This window comes from Xanthomonas sp. NCPPB 3569, assembly GCF_041475645.2.
GTDB lineage: Bacteria > Pseudomonadota > Gammaproteobacteria > Xanthomonadales > Xanthomonadaceae > Xanthomonas > Xanthomonas phaseoli.
Genome location: NZ_CM192969.1, coordinates 3,933,977 through 3,952,861, shown reverse-complemented (window position 1 = coordinate 3,952,861; position 18,885 = coordinate 3,933,977). Strand labels below are relative to the sequence as shown.

The window sequence follows — 18,885 nt, the reverse complement described above, 5'->3', positions numbered from 1 at the left end:
GGGGTGGCCAATGCTGTCAGGCCTGGCCGCCACACGTGCAACCTGTGTTGAACACGGGAGACAGGCGGATCCGGGTCAGTGACGTTGCAGCGGCTGGTCTGCATGCTGGTCGCTTCCACGCAACAACCCGCGCTGCAATGCTTGCGCAAGCGCGCTTTCGCGGCTGCGCGCGTCGAGCTTGCGGTACAGGTTTTTCAGATGGAATTTGACCGTGTTTTCCGACAGGTGCAGGCAGCGCGCGATCTGCTTGTTGGAATAGCCGCGCGCCAGTTGCGCCAGCACTTCCAGTTCGCGCTCGCTGAAGATGTCGCCGGCCGGGTCGTCGTCGCCGCTGAGGCGTTCGAGCAACGCCTGGATGGTCAACGCACGCGTGGTGCCGCCCACGGTCTGCGGGTCGTGCTGGCGTAGCGAGCGCAGCATCGCCTTGGCGGGCAAGCCCAGTTCTACGATCGCCTGCCAGCTTTGCGTGAGGGCGACATGGTCCAGCGCGCTGTACAGATACGGCAGGGCGGCGACCAGTTCGCCGCGTTGCTGCAGGACCAACGCGATACGTGCGCGGGTGCGTGCCAGATGGCAGACATTGTTGTTGGCAAGGCACGCCTGCTCGATCTGCCCGAGGATGCTCAGCGCTGCGCTGCTGCGCCCGGCCAGGCGATGCCAGCGCGCCAGCGCGAAGCCCATCGCCGCGCGATCGTGCCAGCGGTGTGGCGAGCGCAAGGTGTGCGCCAGGCCGGATTCGCCGCCGGTACGTGCGATCAGCACATCGATGGCAGCGTTGCCTGGATGTTCCAGCAACAGCATCAGCCGCCATGCCGCAGCCAGTTCCGACAAGCGCGCCAGCTTGCGTCCGTGTGCGATCTGTTCGATATGCTCCAGCAACAGCAACGCACTGCGTCCGCTGTGGTCGCGCACGCGTTCCAACCCCAGCGCGGTGCCGTATCCGGCGGCCAGCACGTCCATGCCGCCATCGTGTTGCTCCAGCAATTCCAGCGCCGGATGCAGCAGGTCGGCTGCGTCGTCATGGTGGCCGCGTTCGTGGTGCACCTGCGCAAGCAGGCACTGAGCGGCGGCTTCCAGCACCCGATCCGGTTGCGGGGCACGTGCACACCAGCTCAGTGCCTGTTGATAGCAGGCTTCCGCATCGCTGAGCCGGCCGCGATAGAACAGGCTCTGCCCCAGCGACAACGTTGCCTGGCTGGCACCGATGTCGCTGCCGCCGCGCTGCATGGTGTCGCGCGCGTTGCGCGCGTAGCGCTCGGCAACCGCGAACGCACCTTGCGCAATCGCGGTGGTGGCGCAGATGCAGAGCAACATGCCGCGACCGAGATGGTCGTCTTCATCCAGTGCGCCTGCCTGTGCGGCAATCTGGGTCAGGCCATGCGGATTGCCGCAGATTTCATCCAGACGGTCGCGCAGCAGCGCCACGACCACGGTGTAGTCGCGCTGCAGGGGTTCGCGTAGCGCAGCCGAAAAATCGCGGAAGCGCTCCAGCAGCAGGCGCGCGTGGCTGAATTCGCCCAGCCTGATGTGCAGATGCGCCTGGGTGAGATTGAGCGCGGGCGTATCGCGGATCGTGCGGTGGTCGAAATGGCGTAGGAGTGCCCGCGCTTGGTGCGTGCCGTGAGTCAGCAGCAGCTGCCAGGTGCCGGCGCGTGCGATGTAGCTGGCGGCAAGATCGCCGCAGTCGCCGCGCCAGGCATGCCGCACCGCTTCGGCAAGATGTTGATGATCACCGAACCAGCGCGCTGCGCGTTGATGCAGCTGCACGCTCTGCCCTGGGTGTTCGCGGTCGAGCAATTGCTGCAGAAAGTCGGCAAACAGCGGGTGGTAGCGGAACCATTCGCGCTCGCCATCCAGCGGCACCAGCAGGCCATGGAAATGCTCCAGCCGCGCCAGCAAGCGGCCACTGTCGGCGCGCTGGCGCACCGCGTCGGCGAGCGCGGCGTTGAAGCGTTCCAGCAGGCTGGTGCGCAACAGCAGCTCGCGGGTGTCCGGGTCCAGATCGTTGACCACCTGCTCTGCCAGATACGCCGCAATCTGCGCGCTGCGCCCGGAGAACCGTGCGGCGACGTCCTGCTGACGTTGGGTATCGCCTTCAAGCCACAGCCGCGCCAGTTGCAGCGCCACCGGCCAGCCTTCTGTGTAGCGCCGCAGTTCGTCCGCCACTGGAGCGGGCACGTGCGGGCCCAGCAACGCCTGCGCTTCGGTGTCGTCGAGCGCCAATTGCGTGCTGCCGATGCGGCTGAGCTGCGCGTGCAGATCCAGCCGTGCCAGCGGTAGGTTGGGTACGCGGCGGGTCGCGAGCACCAGATGCAAACGCCCACCACCGTGTTCGATCAGGCGTAGCACCAGTTCGTCCACAGCGCTGCTGCAGAGTCGGTCGTAGTCGTCGAGAATCACGCTAATGCGGCGGGGCGCCGCGCGCAGCGCGCGAATCAGCAATGCGACCGCGTCGCGCGGGTCGTGCTCGCGGTTGTGCAGCACGGTGGCGCACAGCGCGTGGTCGGCGCCTGCGTGCTGCAGCGCCAGCGCAAGATGGCCGAGAAAACGCCCGGCGTCGGCATCCTCTTCGTCCAGCGACAGCCATGCCACCGCGCCCTGCTCGCGCGTACTCAGGTGCGCGTGCCACTGCGCCAGCAGCGTGGTCTTGCCGAATCCGGGCGGGGCGAGCAAGAGCGTCAACGGACGTGCCTGTGCCTGATCCAGCGCAGCCAGCAGTGCGCCACGCACCACCGCGCCGGGGCGCGGCAACGCAGGCTCCAGCTTGCCGGCAAGCAGCCAATCGGGAATCGCAGGGTCGCGCGACGGTGACGGGCGCGGGGTGAGCAGCGCAACAGGCTTGAGCATGAGGCGAGGGCGGCCGTATCGAGCGTCGACAGCGTGCCAGCTCGACACGCTGCTGATCGGGGTGAAACAGCGGCAATGCAGCGTAATCACCGGATTCGGCGACGAAGGTGCAGCGGCTGCTTCGAGGGTCCCCACCCATGCCCGTCCCTGAGCACCTTTCAGAAACATATGACAGGCACGGCACAAAAGCAAAGTGGGCTGCGCCGCGTTGAGGACTTCATCGCGGCAGATGCGCCTGCATTTGCGCAGGTCAAGCAGCGCTAGAGGTCGCCTGGCACCGGCTCAGAAACAACACCGCACAGCTTCAGTGTCTCCTCGTCACGCGCACCGCCTTGCAGCTGCTGCTGTCGCGAACGACACGCGCTTCCGGCACCGTCAAGCCCACATGCAACTCAGGTGAAGCGTACCTGGCCAGCCGCCTGGGCAGCCGCAAGTGCGGCACGATCACACCGCACCGCCAACTGCCCACCGATTCCCCATTCCCGATTCTCCATTCCCCGCCAATCAGCGCGCCACGTCCGCAAACGCCTCGCGCGCTGCTGCCAGGGTGGCGTCGATCACCGCCTGGTCGTGCGCACTGGACATGAAGCCGGCTTCGTACGCCGAGGGCGCCAGGTACACGCCTCGCTGCAGCATCGCGTGGAAGAAGCGGTTGAAGCTGGTGATATCGCATGCGGTGGCCTGTGCGTAGCTCTCCACGATCTCGTCGGTGAAGAATAATCCGAACATGCCGCCGACCTGGTTGGTGGTGACGGCAATGCCGGCCGCGCGCGCGGCATCTTCCAGGCCTTCGCACAGCATGCTGGTGGCCTCGCTCAAGCGCGTGTGGAAGCCCGGCTCCTGCACCAGTTCCAGCATCGCCAGACCGGCGGCCATGGCCACCGGGTTGCCCGACAAGGTGCCGGCCTGGTAGATCGGCCCGGCCGGAGCAACCTGTTCCATCAAGTCGCGGCGGCCGCCATACGCGCCCACCGGCATGCCGCCGCCGATGATCTTGCCAAAGGTAGTCAAGTCCGGCGTCACCCCGTACAGCGCCTGCGCCCCACCCAGGGCGACGCGGAAACCGGTCATCACTTCGTCGAAGATCAGCAGCGCGCCATGCCGCGTGCACAGCGTGCGCAAATGCTGCAGATAGCCGGCCTGCGGCGGAATGCAGTTGGCGTTGCCGACCACCGGCTCGATGATCACCGCCGCCACCTCCGCACCGATCTCGTCGAACAGCGCGGTGGCGCCCTCGAAGTCGTTGAAGCCCAGCGTGGCGGTCAGCTCGCTCAGCCCTGCGGGCACGCCGGGCGAGGTCGGTACACCCAAGGTCAGCATGCCGCTGCCGGCCTTGACCAGAAACGAATCGCCGTGGCCGTGATAACAGCCTTCGAACTTGATGATGCGGTTGCGCCCGGTGGCGCCACGCGCCAGGCGCACCGCCGACAGCGTGGCTTCGGTGCCGGAGTTGACCATGCGCACCATCTCGCAGGAGGGCACCAGCCGGGCAATGGTCTGCGCCATCGTCACTTCGGCTGCGCACGGTGCACCGAACGACAGCCCGTTGCCGATCGCCTGCTCGACCGCTTCGCGCACGGCCGGGTGGTTGTGCCCGGCAATCATCGGCCCCCACGAGCCCACATAGTCGATGTAGCGGTTGTCGTCGACATCGAACAGATACGGGCCATCGGCGCGCGCCACGAAGAACGGCTCGCCGCCGACCGACTTGAACGCCCGGACCGGCGAGTTGACACCCCCCGGTAGCAAGGTCTGCGCCTGGGCGAACAGGGCGTGGGAGCGGGAATGGTTCATGCGCAGATCCTTGAGGAGTACCGATGGGGGGCATCGACGCCCGGCAGCGGGCATCGCGTGCGCCATTGTCAGGCCTGCGGCCTTGCGCGCCTACCCGTCGGACACCCGCCTACCCGTCGAAGTGGGCGGGTAGGGGAACTTGGCTGCCTATGATCGAACGCGACGTGATCGACAGTTTGGAATGAGCTGATGGCGCGCAGTCATTGGCATCGCGCTGCAGATGTTCAGAAAGTGTGATTTCGGTGGCCATTGGCACCGTTCTTTTGTCGCCTTGCCGACAGTTCAAGACCTGGGGAGAGAGCATGAACCGTAGTATCCAGAAACGTGCCTTGGCATTGGCATTGGTCGTGGCCATGGGCAGCGTCCACGCGCAGTCCACCACCGGCAGCATTGTCGGCAGCGTGGGGCAGGGCAGTGGCACGAGTGTGCTGGTGGAAAACAATAGCGGCTTCAGCCGCGAGGTGCCGGTGGATGCACGCGGCCGCTACACCGCCGGCAATCTGCCGCTGGGCACCTACAAAGTGACGGTCAAGCGCGATGGCGCCGTGGTGGAGACGCGCGAGAACGTCGCCATCACCGTCGGGGCCAATACCGACGTGTCGTTCGCCGCCAGCGCCGCGGGGAACGGCGTGCAGACCCTGGACAGCGTCACCGTCAGCGCCGCCAGCCTGACCACCATCGACGTCAGCAGCGTGGATACGCGCACCGTGGTCACCGCCGAACAGTTGCAGCAACTGCCGCTGGGCCGCACCGCCGAAGCGATTGCGCTGCTGGCACCGGGGGTGGTGGTCAACAGCGGCGGCTTCGACAACGGCCCGCTCGGCGGCTCGCTCCCCAGCTTCGGCGGCTCGGCCGCCAGCGAAAACGCGTACTACCTAAACGGTTTCAACACCACCACCATCAGCAACAACCTGGGCGGCCTGACCCTGCCGTACGGCGCCATCGACCAGCAGGAAATCTTTACCGGCGGCTACGGCGCGCAGTACGGCCGCGCCAACGGCGGGGTGATCAACCAGATCGGCAAGCGCGGCACCAATGAGTGGAAGTTCGGCGCTGCAGTGATCTGGGAGCCGAACGGCCTGAAGGCCAACCAGCGCGACATCTATTGGCGCCCGGACAGCCAGGGCAGCACCATCAACAACGCCGCCTACCGTTATGCGCGTGCGGCCAATGGCCTGTACCAGCCCGCCAGCGAGGCCGAGGCCAACCAGACCACCTACAGCGCCTATGTCGGCGGACCGATCATCCAGGACAAGCTGTTCTTCTTCCTGGCCGCCGAGCAGGTGAACTCTGACGGCGTGCGCGTGGGCACCAATCGCGACACCGACAACGGCCGCACCGGCGGCCTCACCGACTACGACTACACGCAGAAACGTTGGTACGCCAAGGTGGACTGGAACATCACCGACAACCACCTGATCGAGGTGACCGGTGCCAGCGACGTCGCCGAAACCAATGGCTCGATCTATCGCTACGACTATGTCGCGCGTGAGCGTGGCGCCTACTTCACCGACGAATCCACCTGGAAAACCGGGCCGACGCTGTTCACCGGCAAGTACACCGGCTATTTGAGCGACAACCTCACCGTGACCGCCCTATACGGCAAGATGAGAACGCCCGACGAACTGACGCCGTTCAACTACGACCCGGCTGGTGGCCCAGTGATCAACAGCGCCGCATTGCAGAATCCTGCCTACACCGGCGGCACACCGCGCATCGGCAACCAGCTGGTCACCTCGGTCAGCTCCCCGGACCGCGAGTACAAAAAAGACAACCAGCGCCTGAATCTGGAATGGCGCATCGGCCACCACACGCTCAACTTCGGTATCGACAACCAGAAGTCAGAAGGCATCGATGTCGGCTCGATCCTCTCTGGCCCCGGGTTTGCCTGGACCTACGGACAGACCAATGACCCGTACGGGCTGGCCACCGGCGGTCTGGTCAGCCAGTCGGCCAACGAAGCCGGCGGCATCGGTGCGCCGAGCCCGGGTTTGGTGGATCCGGTCAACGGATCCAGTGGCTACTACGTGGTGCGCAACATCAACACCAGCCTGTATTCGTACGAGGCCAAGCAACGCGCCTACTACATCGAAGACAAGTGGCAGGTCACCGACAACCTGCTGCTGAGCCTGGGCCTGCGCAAGGACGAGTTCACCAACTACACCCCGTTCGGCGATCCCTACATCGAAATCGACAACGCGTGGGCGCCGCGCATGGGCTTCAGCTGGGACGTCAACGGCGATTCCAGCTTGAAGGTGTTCGGTAATCTTGGCCGTTACTACCTCGGTCTGCCGCTATCGGCGGTGAGTCTGTTCACCCCGGCCACGACCACCGATACCTACTTCACCTACAGCGGCATCAATGCCGACGGCACGCCGATCCTGGCCCAGCAGCTGGGTTCGGCAGTGTCGGCCAATTCGCGCTTCGGTCGCATCGCCGATGTCCGCACCGCGGTGGCCAAGGACATCGAAGGCGAAAACCAGGACGAACTCATCCTCGGGTTTACCAAGCAACTCGATAGCGGCTGGGTGCTGGGCGTACGCGGCACGCATCGCCGCCTCAATGCCGGCATCGACGACCAGAACTACGATGTCTCCAACACCGCGTTGATCGATGCGGCAGCGGCGCAAGGCGTGACCATCGATTTCTCCAAGGTGGCGGGCGCATCGTTGATCAATCCGGGCCAGACCAATACCTGGGGAGTGATCGGCACCGATGGCCAATTCCACGAAGTCTCGGTGAGCCGTGAGGCGGCGGGTTTCCCGAAGTTCAAGCGCAATTATTCGGCGGTGGAATTCAATCTGGAGCGTCCGTTCGACGGCAAGTGGTATGCCAAGGTCAATTACGTCTGGTCGCACAGCTACGGCACCACCGAGGGCCAGGTGCGTTCGGATCTGTGGCGCACCGGCGGCGCGCTGGGCAGCTATCAGGGACAGGCTTCGGTCTCGACCACGCAGAGCTGGGACCACCCTGCGTTGATGGAGCACTTCAACGGCGATCAATCCAACGATCATCGCCATCAGCTCAAGTTGTTCGGCTTCTACCAATTCACCCCGCAATGGGGCGCATCGGCCAATTTCAGCCTGATTTCCGGCGCGCCGCACAACTGCCTGGGCAACTACTACGGGACCGAATACAGCGGCCGCGATCCGGCCGGCTATGGCGGCAGTGCAATTACCGGTGGGCCGTACCACTACTGCTACAACCCGGCCACCGGCACCGGCGTGGCATCGCCTCCCGGCTCGCAGGGGCGCCTGGGCTGGATCGCGCAGCTGGACATGGGCGTGACCTACAAGCCGGCATTTGCGGATGGCAAGCTGGCGTTGCGCCTGGACGTATTCAACATCACCAACGAGCAGACCGCGACCAACATCTACCCGTTCTCGCAATTGCCCGACAACACCACCAACCCGCTATGGGACCAGGTCGTCGCCTATCAGGCACCACGCTCTGGTCGGGTGACATTGAGCTACGATTTCTAATCGCGTCATTTGATAACTACAGTCCCGGCAGCGACGCGTGATGGCACGCGTCGCTGTTTTTTGTTTCGGGGATGGCGGTCGAATTGGGGCGGCTCTGCTGAGTGAAGACACACAGCCGGCTTGCTGAGCGCAGTGCACTTGATCTCGGCGTTCGGCTAGCAGGGGGGCGTCATGATCGTGTGTACGCATCGCTTTCAATAAAACTGCCAGCAAACTGTCTGGCGAACGCACCGCGCACGCGACGTTCGAGGCAACGCGATGCAGCGAAATACATGTCGCGGTCTTGAAGTGGATTGGACGGTTTGCATGGCCACGCCTAGGAGCCTAGATCTGCTTCTTGGCTGCAGGGCCCTTGCCCGCCTATCATCGCCGGACACGCTGAAAGTACGTCCATGTAAGCTCTTACGCGGCATCCATGCCGCGTAAGGTTCCGCGACGGTAGGCGGGCAAGGGCCTGTCGCGTTGGTTGATGTGCATGTGAGAGCAGCGCTTGAGGCGCTTTCCACATCGGTCAATCACCAGCTTCTCTTGTCATTGTCTCGTCGTGCCTGGCAAGTGCCGTAACGAAGCAATCGGCAGCAGCGTGGCCGCCGATGCAATGACCCGCTCTCGGTTGGCCGCCAGCCAACTGTCTGGCGAGGGCGCCGCGCACTCGAGCAGCTAGCGCTTGCAAGCAAGCGAATACAGCAAGAGCGCGCTGTCTGTTCAAGCGGACTCAAGGCTGGACGACCAAGCGCCAGACGTCAGCTTCATTGCCTGCAACGCTGCCGCATCGCGGCGAACAAACGCCGCGAGCCGTTGTCAGGTGGGCGCGGACGGCGGAGTGAGCGCAGCGCACGGGCGGGACATGCCGATTCCAGCATCGGCCGTGCGCCTGGCGGCTGCGCAAAAGTGTCGTTCGCCGCTTTTGATCAAAACCCGGCGCGATACGCCTGCACCGCGGCGAGCGGATCAGGCGCCGCGTAAACGCCACTGACCACGGCAATCAAGTCCGCACCCGCACTCGCCAGCGCAGGCACCTGCGCAGGCGCAATGCCACCGATCGCGACGCGCGGCAGGTCGAGTTCGGCGGCCTGCTGCAGCAATGCAGGCGTCGCACGCCGGGTGGTCTGCTTGGTGGTGGTCGGGAAAAATGCACCGAAGGCCACATAACTGGCGCCCGCTCTTGCGGCGGCGCGCGCGCGCTCGATATCGTCGTAGCACGACACCCCGATGATGGCCTGTTCGCCCAGCAGCGCGCGCGCTGCCGCCACGTCGCCATCGTCTTCGCCCAGATGCACGCCTTGCGCACCGACCTGCGCCGCCAGCTGCGCATCGTCGTTGATGATCAACGGCACGCCATGGGCCGCGCAGGCCTCGCGCAAGGCGCCGGCCTGGCGCATCCGCAGCGCCGCATCCGCCTGCTTGTTGCGGTATTGCAGCCAGGTGATCGACCCCAGCAACGGCGCCGTGCGCAGCAACAGGCGCTGCGTGTTGGGCTCGTCGGGGGTGATCAGATAGACGCCGCGAACGTTAAGACGGTTGGGCATGGCAACGCTTCCGAAAGCGGTGGATGGGATGGGACAATGCAGGCCCACTGTTGCATGACCGCGATTATCCGATGAGCGAGACATCCACGACCACCTACCGCACCTGGATGTGCGTCGTCTGCGGGTTTCTCTACCACGAGGCCGACGGCATCCCCGAAGAAGGCATCGCCCCGGGCACCCGCTGGCAGGACGTGCCCGACACCTGGACCTGCCCCGATTGCGGCGTGACCAAGAAGGACTTCGAGATGGTGGAGATCGACTGAGCTGCCGCCAACGGTGTGCAATCAGGCAATGTGCCCGACCACGATGCCGCTGCGATGGGGGCAGGCGAGTACCTGGGTTGCCGAGAACCACGCGGCGGTGCCTTGTCCGCGCAGACCGGCCTAGCCAGCCGGCGCGTCTATCCGCTCAATGCGCCCGCGCGCGCTGGCTGTTCAATTCCACCAGGTGTTCGTGCAGATGCGCCGCGTCCTGCGCGCCCGGGTTGAGCACCAGGTAGCGCGAGAGATCGTGGCGTGCGCCGTTGCGGTGGCCCAGATGCAGATAGGCCATGCCACGGTCGCGCAGGGCCTCGGGTTGGTCGGGCACCAGCTTCAGGATGCGGTCGGCGCTGCGGGCAGCGCGGTCCCAGTGCTCGGCATCGGCATAGACGCCGTGCAGGTTGCGCAGGATGCGGATCAAGATCGCGCGATGCGGGGCGGGGTCGAGAATCTGCGCCAGCGCGCGGTCGTCGGGAATCTCGCCACCCAGATGCGGGCGGGCACGTTCGCGCAGCTCATCCACGCCCAGCGGACGGCCGCCATTGAACGGGTCCATCACCAGTACGCCGTCATCTACCGGCAGACGCACCAGGAAATGGCCGGGAAACGACACCCCGGCCAACGGGATGCCCAGCCGGCGCGCCACTTCGATCTGCACCATCGCCAGTGAAATCGGGTTGCCAAGCCGGCGCTCGAACACTTGGTTGAGGTAGCTGTTGCGCGGGTCGTAATACTCGTCGTGGTTGCCCGAATAGCCCAGCTCGTCGAACAGGTAGCGATTGACCGCCGCCATCTTCAGCGGCCAAAGATCGATTGCGTCCACTTCGCGGCGCAGATGCTCGACGTGGCTCTGCACCAGCGTGTCGTACAGCTCGGCATCCAGCTGCGGATACTCGTCGCGCGCAATCAGCAGCGCGGTGGACATCAACGGCACCGCATCGTCGTCCAGGCTGGCGAGCGCGGTCCAATGGGGAAGTGGGAGCATGTCGACCATGCTGCCAAGAGTGTCGGCAAGCGGCGCAGGGTTCAAGTCCGGTACTTCCTGACAGGGACGCCGGCCGCATGAACACGTAACGCTGGAAGGCGGCTCTGCGTCCGATGGCCGCCAACGCCGTTCGGGGACGTGACGCGCGGGTCTAGCCCGTCGTCAGGCCCCACGCGCGCGGCTGGTTTGGCCCCGGCGCCTGGTCGCAGCCGCTTATTTGAGCGTCGGGATGTCCGGGCTGAGGCGCAGCGCGGCGCCGTCCTGAAGGCCAAGCTTGGCGGCCTGGCCCGCGTTGAGCTCCAGCACATAGCGTGCGGGTTGCCTGCTGGGGTAGGGCGGACAGGCATCGCCGGCCGAACACGGCGGCACGTCGCGCTGCTGGGAAACCAGCCGGCGCTGTTCATCGAAATACAGGATATCCAGCGCGATCTTGGTGTTCTTCATCCAGTACGCCAGCGGCTCCTGGCGGTCGTGGATGAACAGCATGCCGCGGTCCTGGTCCATGGCATCGCGAAACATCAGCCCCTTGGCGCGATCGGCATCGTTCTGCGCCAGTTCCACCTTGTAGCGCGTGCCTGCCAGTTCTACCCAGCTGTCGCCACTGCTGGCGCAGCCGCCAAGCAGGGCCAGAAGCGCAAGGACGAGAAAACGCGAACAACGCATGCGGCATACCAACTGGCGGGGATGCCGCACCATCTGCCAAGCGGCTGCGCGCGTCAAGCTGCCGCGGCGCGTCGTGCGGTTGCTGCAAGCACGATAGTGCGATCCGCCATCGCTTCGCAATGCGAGCCGTCACTGCGCATGCGAAGGCCCGCACGCGATCTTCAGATCACCCGCGGTGGCTCGCCGCCCACGATCACCACATCGGCCGGCCGGCGCGCGAACAAACCCACGCAGACCACGCCGGGAATCTGGTTCAAGCTGCGCTCCAGCGCCACCGGGTCGGTGATCTGCAGGTTGTGCACGTCCAGCACCACGTTGCCGTTGTCGGTCACCACGCCGTCGCGCCACACCGGCTGGCCGCCGGTCGACGCCAGGATCTGGCGGGCGACCAGGCTGCGCGCCATCGGAATCACTTCCACCGGCAGCGGGAACTTGCCCAGCACCGGCACCTGCTTGCTGGGGTCGACGATGCAGATGAAGCGCTCGCTGGCTTCGGCGATGATCTTCTCACGCGTCAGCGCTGCGCCGCCGCCCTTGATCAGACAACGGTTCGGGTCGCATTCGTCGGCGCCGTCCACATACAGCGACAGGTTGCCGGTGTGATTGAGGTCAAACACCTCGATGCCATGCTGGCGCAGGCGCGCGGTGCTCTGTTCGGAGCTGGACACTGCGCCCTTGATGCGATGGCCGATGCGGCCAAGCGCGTCGATGAAGTAAGCCACCGTCGAGCCGGTGCCCACTCCGACGATCATGCCGTCTTCCACGTAATCGATCGCTTTTTCGGCGGCCAGGCGTTTTGCTTCGGACATGGGTAGGAGCTCGGGATGGGTGATTGGGGATTTGGGATTCGGAAGAGCCGGTCACGCGGGGGCAATGGGCAAATCCCAACTGCCCAATCCCCAATCACGGCGTTTCCATCGCCAACAACAGCTTCCACTGTGCGGCGGTGACCGGCAGGATCGACAGGCGGTTGCCGCGTGCGATCAGCGCAAAGCCTTCGCCGAGCGCATCGGCCTGCTGCTTGATTTCATCCAGCGAAATCGTGCGTGTGAGTTTGCGCTCGAAGGCCACGTCCACCAGCATCCAGCGCGGATCTTCGCGCGTGGATTTTGGGTCGTGGTAGTCGGAGGACGGGTCGAACTGGGTGTCGTCCGGGTACGCCTCGCTCGCCACCTTGGCGATGCCGACGATGCCGGGCACCTTGCAGTTGGAGTGATAAAAAAACACCCCATCGCCTACCCGCATGCCATCGCGCATGAAGTTGCGCGCCTGGTAGTTGCGCACGCCGTTCCACGGCTCGGTGCCGACGCGTTCCAGATCATCGATGGAGAAGGTGTCCGGCTCGGACTTCATCAACCAGTAGCGCTTGCGGGCAGTCATTCGGAAACGGTGTCGTCTTTCAGGAAGGTGGCGTGTTCGGTGCAGATGGCGTCGACCGCCACATCCCATGTTTCGGAATCCAGGGCGGGCACCTGCTGCGCAGCGAAGCCAACACCGACCAACCAGGGAGGCGGCGCCTGGCGATGCCGGAACGCGAAGCTGCGATCATACCAGCCGCCTCCCATCCCCAGCCGACGGCACGCCGCATCGAAACCGGTCAGCGGCGCGACCACCAGTGCCATCTCCTCCGCTGCCAACGTGTCGGCGCGCGCCACATCCGGCTCCGGAATGCCGTAGCGATTGCTCACCAGTGGCTGGCCCGGTCGCCACGGTGCAAAGCGCAGCACGCGCCCATCCAGCACCGGCAGGCAGTAGCGCACCCCCGCCGGCAGGGTCAGCTGCCAGCGATGCAGCGCAATTTCGCCGTCCATCGCCCAGTACCCCGCCACGGCACCGCTGTGCGGTGCGAACGGCAGCGCAAGCAAACGCTGTGCCAATGCATCGGCGGCGGCCAGGCGCTGCGCCGCCGGCAGGCTGCGGCGGTGTGCGCGCAACTGCTGGCGCAACGCATCTCGGTCCTCGGTCATCGGTGTCTCGCAGCGCAATCGGAGTTGCATTGTCGAATGCGCGCACGCGCCTGCCTAGCGTGGGTGCGATGCGGCCCACAGCTGCGATTGCACTGCGGGCATGCCGAGAGAGCCGTACGGGGTGCACGCTGCCCGGACATCTCCGCTGCATCTGCACATGCGTGGGCGATATGCGCATCGCCGCGCGCGGCAACGCCACCGACACAGCACCAGCATCGCGAGCGCAACGGGCCCGCCGTGCCGCTTCAACTGCCGCACGTCAGACCTCCAGACGCGCAAAAAGAAACGACGCCCGAAGGCGCCGTTTCAGATTTGCATTCTCCGCCGTGACGATGCGGGCGAAACGACCTTGAACCCGGGGTTCAAGTGGGGACGTTGTGAGGCCATCGGGCTTCCCGCTACAAGGCGGACTTGCACACCCGGCTTCGTCGCGCCCCCGTGGTCGTAATTAAGGGACAAGGCGAATGTTTTGCACGCTGTCGTTTACAGCAGAGAACGCAGGCGAATTATAGACCTCTGTGCCGCGATGGCTAGCCCATTCATCGGTCAGCGGACTTGAAGATTCATATTTGCGATGGCAGTGCGAATTCCGCTCAACGCGGCGTGTCGGCAACGCTGTCGAGCCGGCGATTCAAGGTGTCCAGCGTATTTGCCAGTTCGCGATCGTAGAGCGCCTGCTGTTCGCGCAGTTGCTGCAATTCGTGCGCCAGATTGAGCGCGGCCAGCACCGCGACACGATCCACTGCCGCCATGCGATTGCTGCCGCGGATCTCACGCATGCGTAGATCCAGTAGCCGCGCGGCGGCGGTGAGACTTTCGCGCTCGTCTGCCGTCACGCCCACCGTGTATTCACGATCCAGAATGCGCACGCTGACCGGTTCGTTGTTGCTCACGTGTGCTGCTCCAATGACTTCAGGCGGGCGATCATCGCTTCCACCCGCGAGCGCGCCTGCTCGTTCTTGGTCAACAGTTGCGAGCGCTCGCCGATGAGTTGCTCCTGCTGGTGACGCAGGCTGCGGTTTTCGTCGGTGAGCCGCTGGGTACGCTCCACCAACGCCTCCACGCGGGCGGCGAGTGCGCGGATCTGAGCGAGGGCGGCAGCGTTGTCCATGCGCTCACGATAGGGGCGCGTGCGCGGGGTGGTCAAGCGCCCACGCCTGCCCCGATCCCTGGCGTCGGCCCAAGCCCTGCAAGGCCTGCCACAGGATCCAGGCAGGTCGACATTGCAGGCGTGGAACGCGCGCTGGAACGCGCAGATCGCGGCCCACGCAGGCCGCCTTGGTACACTGGCAAGTCATATCGCCGGCCGTGCGCCGGCACCTTTCGCTCTTCAGCCTGGATGACCCGATGGATCTGCCCGACGTAACCGCTGTGCAAAATGAAAGCCGTCAGCTCGCGCTGGCGTCCTCTGCGGCGGAGTTGCATGGCGGGCTGTGCGGGTGGCTCTCCGGCGGCGGTGCCGACAGCGCCGACTGGCTGGCGCGCATTCTGGCCGACAGTGGGCAGGTGGCGCCCAAGCAGGGTGGAGCGCTGGATCAGCTGCGGCAGGCCACCGTGGCGCAACTGGAAGACCGCGATTTCGCCTTCGAGCTGCTGCTCGTGGAAGACAGCGCCCCGTTGCCGGCGCGCACCGATGCGTTGTTCGACTGGTGTCGGGCCTTCCTGGGCGGCTTCGGCCTGGCTGCGCAGCAGCGTCCGGCACTGAGCGAAGAAGGCGAGGAAGCGCTGCAGGATCTGGCGCGTCTGGCGCAGGCCTCCAGCGAGGACTTCGACGCGGCCGACGAGGACGACACCGCCTTGGCCGAGATCGAAGAATTCGTGCGCGTGGCGGTGCTGTTGCTGCATGGCGACTGCGTGATGGGGCCGCGCTTTCGCCAACGTCTGAACTGACTGCCCTGCATGAAGAAGCTCACCGGGATTGGCGCGGCCGAGTACGCGCGCCGGCGCAAGCAGCTGATGCAGATGGCGGGCGAGCAGGCCATTCTGATCTTGCCGGCCGCGCCTGAGCGCGTGCGTAGCCACGACACGCATTACCCGTATCGACAGGATTCGGATTTCTGGTATCTGAGTGGGTTTCCGGAGCCCGAAGCGGTGCTGGTGCTGGTGCCCGGCCGCAAGCATGGCGAGGCGATTCTGTTCTGCCGCGAACGCGATGCCGAGCGCGAAGCCTGGGATGGCCCGCGCGAGGGCCAGGAAGGTGCGGTGGAGCGCTACGGCATGGACGATGCGTACCCCATCGACGATGTCGACGAGATCCTGCCCGGCCTGCTGGAAGGGCGTAGCCGCGTGTATTACCACTTCGGGCGCGATGTCGATTTCGATCTCAAATTGATCGGCTGGCTCAAGCGCGTGCGCGAGCAGGTGCGCCACGGGGCGCAGCCGCCACACGAATTCCTCGAGCTCGGGCATCTGTTGCATGAGCAGCGCCTGTTCAAATCACGCGACGAAATCGCGCTGATGCAGCAAGCTGCCGACATCAGCGTGCGCGCGCACCGTGCAGCGATGCGGCTGGCGCGGCCGGGTGTGCACGAATACGTACTGCAGGCCGAGGTCGAGCGCGAATTCCGCGCTGCCGATGCATGGCCGGCCTACGGCAGCATCGTCGGCACCGGCAGCAACGCCTGCGTGCTGCATTACCGCGCCAACACTGCGCGCAGCCGCGACGGCGAGCTGGTGCTGATCGATGCCGGTGCCGAATATCGCGGCTATGCGGCCGATATCACCCGCACCTTTCCGGTCAACGGCCGCTTCACGCCAGCGCAGCGTGCATTGCACGATCTGGTCGGTGTTGCGCAGGCGGCTGCGCTTGCCCAGGCGCGCCCGGGCGTGGCGTACGAGGCAGGGCATCTGGCTGCAGTGGAAACCTTGACCGAAGGCCTGCTACGGCTGGGCCTGCTCAAGGGCAAGCTCGAACGCAACATCGCCGATGGACACTACAAGCGTTTTTATCGGCACAAGACCGGCCACTGGTTGGGCCTGGATGTGCACGATGTGGGCGACTATCGGTTGGCCGGCGATTCGCGGCTGCTCGAGCCCGGCATGGTGTTCACCATCGAGCCGGGGCTTTACGTGTCGGCCGACGACACCTCGGTAGAGGCCAAGTGGCGCGGCATCGGCATTCGCACCGAAGACAATGTGCTGATCACGGCCGATGGCCACCGTGTACTGACCGGTGCGCTGGCGCGCAGTGCCGACGAGATCGAAGCGGAGATGGCCGGCGGCGCATGAGCGCCGGCGCGCGGGGAATTGACAAGGACCGACACGCTGCAGCGGGCGTCATGACCGCAGGCGCAGGCGCAGCGTAATCGCAGCCGTCGCGCTGTGGTGCACGCCGATATTGGGCATCGGCCGCGCACACCGGGCAGCTGGGCGGGCATGTGTCGGCCGCGGTTATTGGCCCAGCTGCGGCACCTGCGTGCGCTCGGGCTGTTGCACTGGCGCGCTCTGCCCGCCGAGCTGGCGCGCGCGCTCGAACGATTGCTCTTCCGGCGTGCCCAGCGCCTGTTCGGTCTTCATGTGCGCGCGCAGATGCGCCGGGTTGGCCGGGTCGCCCTGCACCACGAACACGTTCTCGCCACCGTGCACGCCGCGATTGTTCGCTTCGCTCATCAATACATGATCCACGCGCGAGAGCCCGCCTTCCTTGGCCAGTGGCAACAAGGCGGCGGTGAGGCGTGCGCTGGCCTGATCGGGGACGCGGCCGTGCGCCGCGTCGATCGCATGTACGCCGCGTTCGATCTGTTGATACATCGCGTGGTCCGGGTGCGCGCTCTGGCGTGGGTCGTTCATGGCGGTATTCCGTGTGGTGGTGCCCAAACGTCGCGGGGCATGATCGGGCGGTGGATGGCGCGGCTGAAAACCCACTTCGCAACCGTGGTGTGGTCAGTTGCGCCTGGTGCTTAGGCGGCGGCAAAGACCGGGCGGGTCAGATTTTCCGCGTTGCCGTCGGTGCACACCACCTCATCTTCGATGCGAATGCCGCCGTAGGGCTTGAAGGCTTCCACGCGCTGCCAGTTGACGCTGGCGGCGTGGCCATTCTTCTTCACTTGGTCCAGCAGCATGTCGATGAAGTACACGCCAGGTTCGATGGTCACCACCATGCCCGGTTCCAGCACGCGGGTCAGGCGCAGGTACGGGTGGCCGGCCGGGCGTTCGATGCGGCCGCCGCGGTCGCTGGCGGCAAAACCGGCCACATCGTGCACTTGCAGGCCGATCAGGTGGCCCAGCCCATGCGGGAAGAACGCGGCGCTGACGCCGGTGGCCAACGCCGCTTCCGGCGAGACGGTCAGCACGTCGAACTCCTTGAGGATGCCCATCAACGCCAGATGCGCGTCGATGTGCAGCTGCTTGTAATCCACGCCGGCGCGCACGTTCTGACCCATGCGCTGCTGGGCGGCATCCACCGCGTCGATCAGCGCCTGAAAGTCGCTGCCGGGGTCGGCGGCGTAGGTGCGGGTGATGTCGCTGGCGTAGCCGTATGCGGAGGCGCCGGCGTCGATCAGGAAGCTACGCAGCGGCGGCGGCTGCTGGCCCAGTTCGGTGTAGTGCAGCACCGCGCCGTGTTCGTTGAGCGCGATGATGTTGCCGTAAGGCAATTCATTGGCGTCCTGGCCCACGGCCGCGCAATACGCCATGTGGATGCCGAATTCGCTTTGTCCGGCGCGGAACGCGGCTTCCGCAGCACGATGGCCGCGCACCGCCAGCTGCTGGGCGATGCGCAGCAATGCCAGTTCGTAGGGCGTCTTGAACGCGCGCTGGTATTCCAGGTAATCCAGCACCGGCTGCGGGTTGTTCGGCACATATGCACCGATCGTGCTTTGCGGCTCGCCGAGAATCGCGCAGCGCTCAACGTGTTTGGGCAGCAGCGCCAGCGCCTGCTCCGGAGTGCGGATGATGTGGATGTCGCAGTGGTCGACCCACCAGCCGCTGGGCGCGTCGGGCACCACATGCCAGTAGTCGAATGGCTGATGGAAGATCACCGTCGGGCGCTTGCCCGGCGTGTAGACCAGCCAGCTGTTGGGGACCCGTGTCAGCGGCACCCAGGCCTTGAACTGCGGGTTCACCGCATAGGGATAATCGCGGTCGTCGAACAGCTGGTAATGCGTGCTGCCGCTGGGAACCACCAGATGCTCGAAACCGCCGCGCTGCAGCGCTTGGTCGGCGCGCGCGGTGAGGGTACGCAGGTGGTCGGAGTACAGGCTGCTCAAGGAGGGCTGGGGCATGCGGGGCTCGATCGGCAATGCAAAGGCGATGCGCAGTTTGCCGCAATCCCTGCAACGGCGCTGTGTCTGATATGGCCAACAACCAAGGCGCAATTGCCAGTGGGCAACCGCCGGCGCGACGGAACAACAGTGAACG

At 65.5% G+C, this 18,885-nt stretch carries 16 protein-coding genes and 1 other RNA gene; 4 read left to right on the top strand and 13 right to left on the bottom strand.

The features are described from left to right. Positions 1-75 precede the first annotated feature (75 nt). Both ACCQ03_RS17090 and hemL read right to left on the bottom strand, forming a co-directional pair. Positions 76-2,847, bottom strand: a complete 2,772-nt coding sequence (locus ACCQ03_RS17090; RefSeq protein WP_209225825.1) for a winged helix-turn-helix domain-containing protein — start codon at positions 2,845-2,847, stop codon at positions 76-78. Positions 2,848-3,351: 504 nt separating this feature from the next. Then, complete coding sequence (gene hemL / locus ACCQ03_RS17085) at positions 3,352-4,641, bottom strand: glutamate-1-semialdehyde 2,1-aminomutase (protein ID WP_057677955.1); 1,290 nt, start codon at positions 4,639-4,641, stop codon at positions 3,352-3,354. Between the two features lie 302 nt (positions 4,642-4,943). Here hemL and ACCQ03_RS17080 point away from each other — a divergent pair, with 302 nt between their 5' ends. Continuing rightward, the gene (locus ACCQ03_RS17080) at positions 4,944-8,123 is read left to right on the top strand and encodes a TonB-dependent receptor domain-containing protein (RefSeq protein WP_057677954.1); all 3,180 of its coding nucleotides are present in this window, start codon (positions 4,944-4,946) and stop codon (positions 8,121-8,123) included. A gap of 911 nt (positions 8,124-9,034) precedes the next feature. Here ACCQ03_RS17080 and thiE read toward each other — a convergent pair. Continuing rightward, positions 9,035-9,652, bottom strand: a complete 618-nt coding sequence (gene thiE / locus ACCQ03_RS17075) for a thiamine phosphate synthase (RefSeq protein ID WP_057677953.1) — start codon at positions 9,650-9,652, stop codon at positions 9,035-9,037. Positions 9,653-9,675: 23 nt separating this feature from the next. On the opposite strand from thiE, the gene ACCQ03_RS17070 reads away from it, so the two are divergent. Further along, complete coding sequence (locus ACCQ03_RS17070; protein WP_057677952.1) at positions 9,676-9,915, top strand: rubredoxin; 240 nt, start codon at positions 9,676-9,678, stop codon at positions 9,913-9,915. A gap of 145 nt (positions 9,916-10,060) precedes the next feature. On the opposite strand, the gene ACCQ03_RS17065 is transcribed toward ACCQ03_RS17070, so the two are convergent. The 8 genes from ACCQ03_RS17065 to ACCQ03_RS17030 form a co-directional block, all read right to left on the bottom strand. Continuing rightward, positions 10,061-10,942, bottom strand: a complete 882-nt coding sequence (locus ACCQ03_RS17065; protein WP_014090972.1) for a SirB1 family protein — start codon at positions 10,940-10,942, stop codon at positions 10,061-10,063. A gap of 168 nt (positions 10,943-11,110) precedes the next feature. Then, positions 11,111-11,560 (bottom strand): DUF192 domain-containing protein, encoded by a 450-nt coding sequence (locus ACCQ03_RS17060; RefSeq protein WP_057677966.1) that lies wholly within the window; start codon positions 11,558-11,560, stop codon positions 11,111-11,113. A 161-nt stretch (positions 11,561-11,721) separates the two neighbouring features. After that, entirely contained in the window at positions 11,722-12,369 is a 648-nt protein-coding gene (gene rpiA, locus ACCQ03_RS17055; protein ID WP_057677950.1) for a ribose-5-phosphate isomerase RpiA, read from the bottom strand. A gap of 94 nt (positions 12,370-12,463) precedes the next feature. Continuing rightward, positions 12,464-12,940 carry an EVE domain-containing protein gene (locus ACCQ03_RS17050; RefSeq protein WP_039572009.1) on the bottom strand — a complete coding sequence of 159 codons (477 nt, stop codon included), beginning with the start codon at positions 12,938-12,940 and terminating at the stop codon, positions 12,464-12,466. Beyond that, on the bottom strand, positions 12,937-13,527 hold the full coding sequence (locus tag ACCQ03_RS17045) for a 5-formyltetrahydrofolate cyclo-ligase (RefSeq protein ID WP_057677949.1): 591 nt from the start codon (positions 13,525-13,527) through the stop codon (positions 12,937-12,939). The genes ACCQ03_RS17050 and ACCQ03_RS17045 overlap by 4 nt, the downstream gene beginning before the upstream one ends. Before the next feature lie 314 nt (positions 13,528-13,841). Then, positions 13,842-14,025: non-coding RNA, 6S RNA (ssrS, locus tag ACCQ03_RS17040), on the bottom strand. 95 nt (positions 14,026-14,120) lie between these two features. Continuing rightward, entirely contained in the window at positions 14,121-14,420 is a 300-nt protein-coding gene (locus ACCQ03_RS17035; RefSeq protein ID WP_003486119.1) for a cell division protein ZapA, read from the bottom strand. After that, on the bottom strand, positions 14,417-14,638 hold the full coding sequence (locus ACCQ03_RS17030; protein WP_003486122.1) for a TIGR02449 family protein: 222 nt from the start codon (positions 14,636-14,638) through the stop codon (positions 14,417-14,419). Before ACCQ03_RS17030 ends, ACCQ03_RS17035 begins: the two co-directional genes overlap by 4 nt. 236 nt (positions 14,639-14,874) lie before the next feature. Between ACCQ03_RS17030 and ACCQ03_RS17025 the strand changes: the two genes are divergently transcribed. Then, positions 14,875-15,417: a YecA/YgfB family protein gene (locus tag ACCQ03_RS17025; RefSeq protein WP_209225827.1), complete on the top strand. Its 543-nt coding sequence runs from the start codon at positions 14,875-14,877 to the stop codon at positions 15,415-15,417. Positions 15,418-15,426: 9 nt separating this feature from the next. Then, entirely contained in the window at positions 15,427-16,755 is a 1,329-nt protein-coding gene (locus ACCQ03_RS17020; RefSeq protein ID WP_057687084.1) for an aminopeptidase P N-terminal domain-containing protein, read from the top strand. Between the two features lie 162 nt (positions 16,756-16,917). On the opposite strand, the gene ACCQ03_RS17015 is transcribed toward ACCQ03_RS17020, so the two are convergent. Both ACCQ03_RS17015 and pepQ read right to left on the bottom strand, forming a co-directional pair. Then, entirely contained in the window at positions 16,918-17,316 is a 399-nt protein-coding gene (locus ACCQ03_RS17015; protein ID WP_150146845.1) for an XVIPCD domain-containing protein, read from the bottom strand. A 110-nt stretch (positions 17,317-17,426) separates the two neighbouring features. Beyond that, positions 17,427-18,749 carry a Xaa-Pro dipeptidase gene (gene pepQ / locus ACCQ03_RS17010; RefSeq protein WP_150146842.1) on the bottom strand — a complete coding sequence of 441 codons (1,323 nt, stop codon included), beginning with the start codon at positions 18,747-18,749 and terminating at the stop codon, positions 17,427-17,429. Between the last annotated feature and the right edge of the window lie 136 nt (positions 18,750-18,885).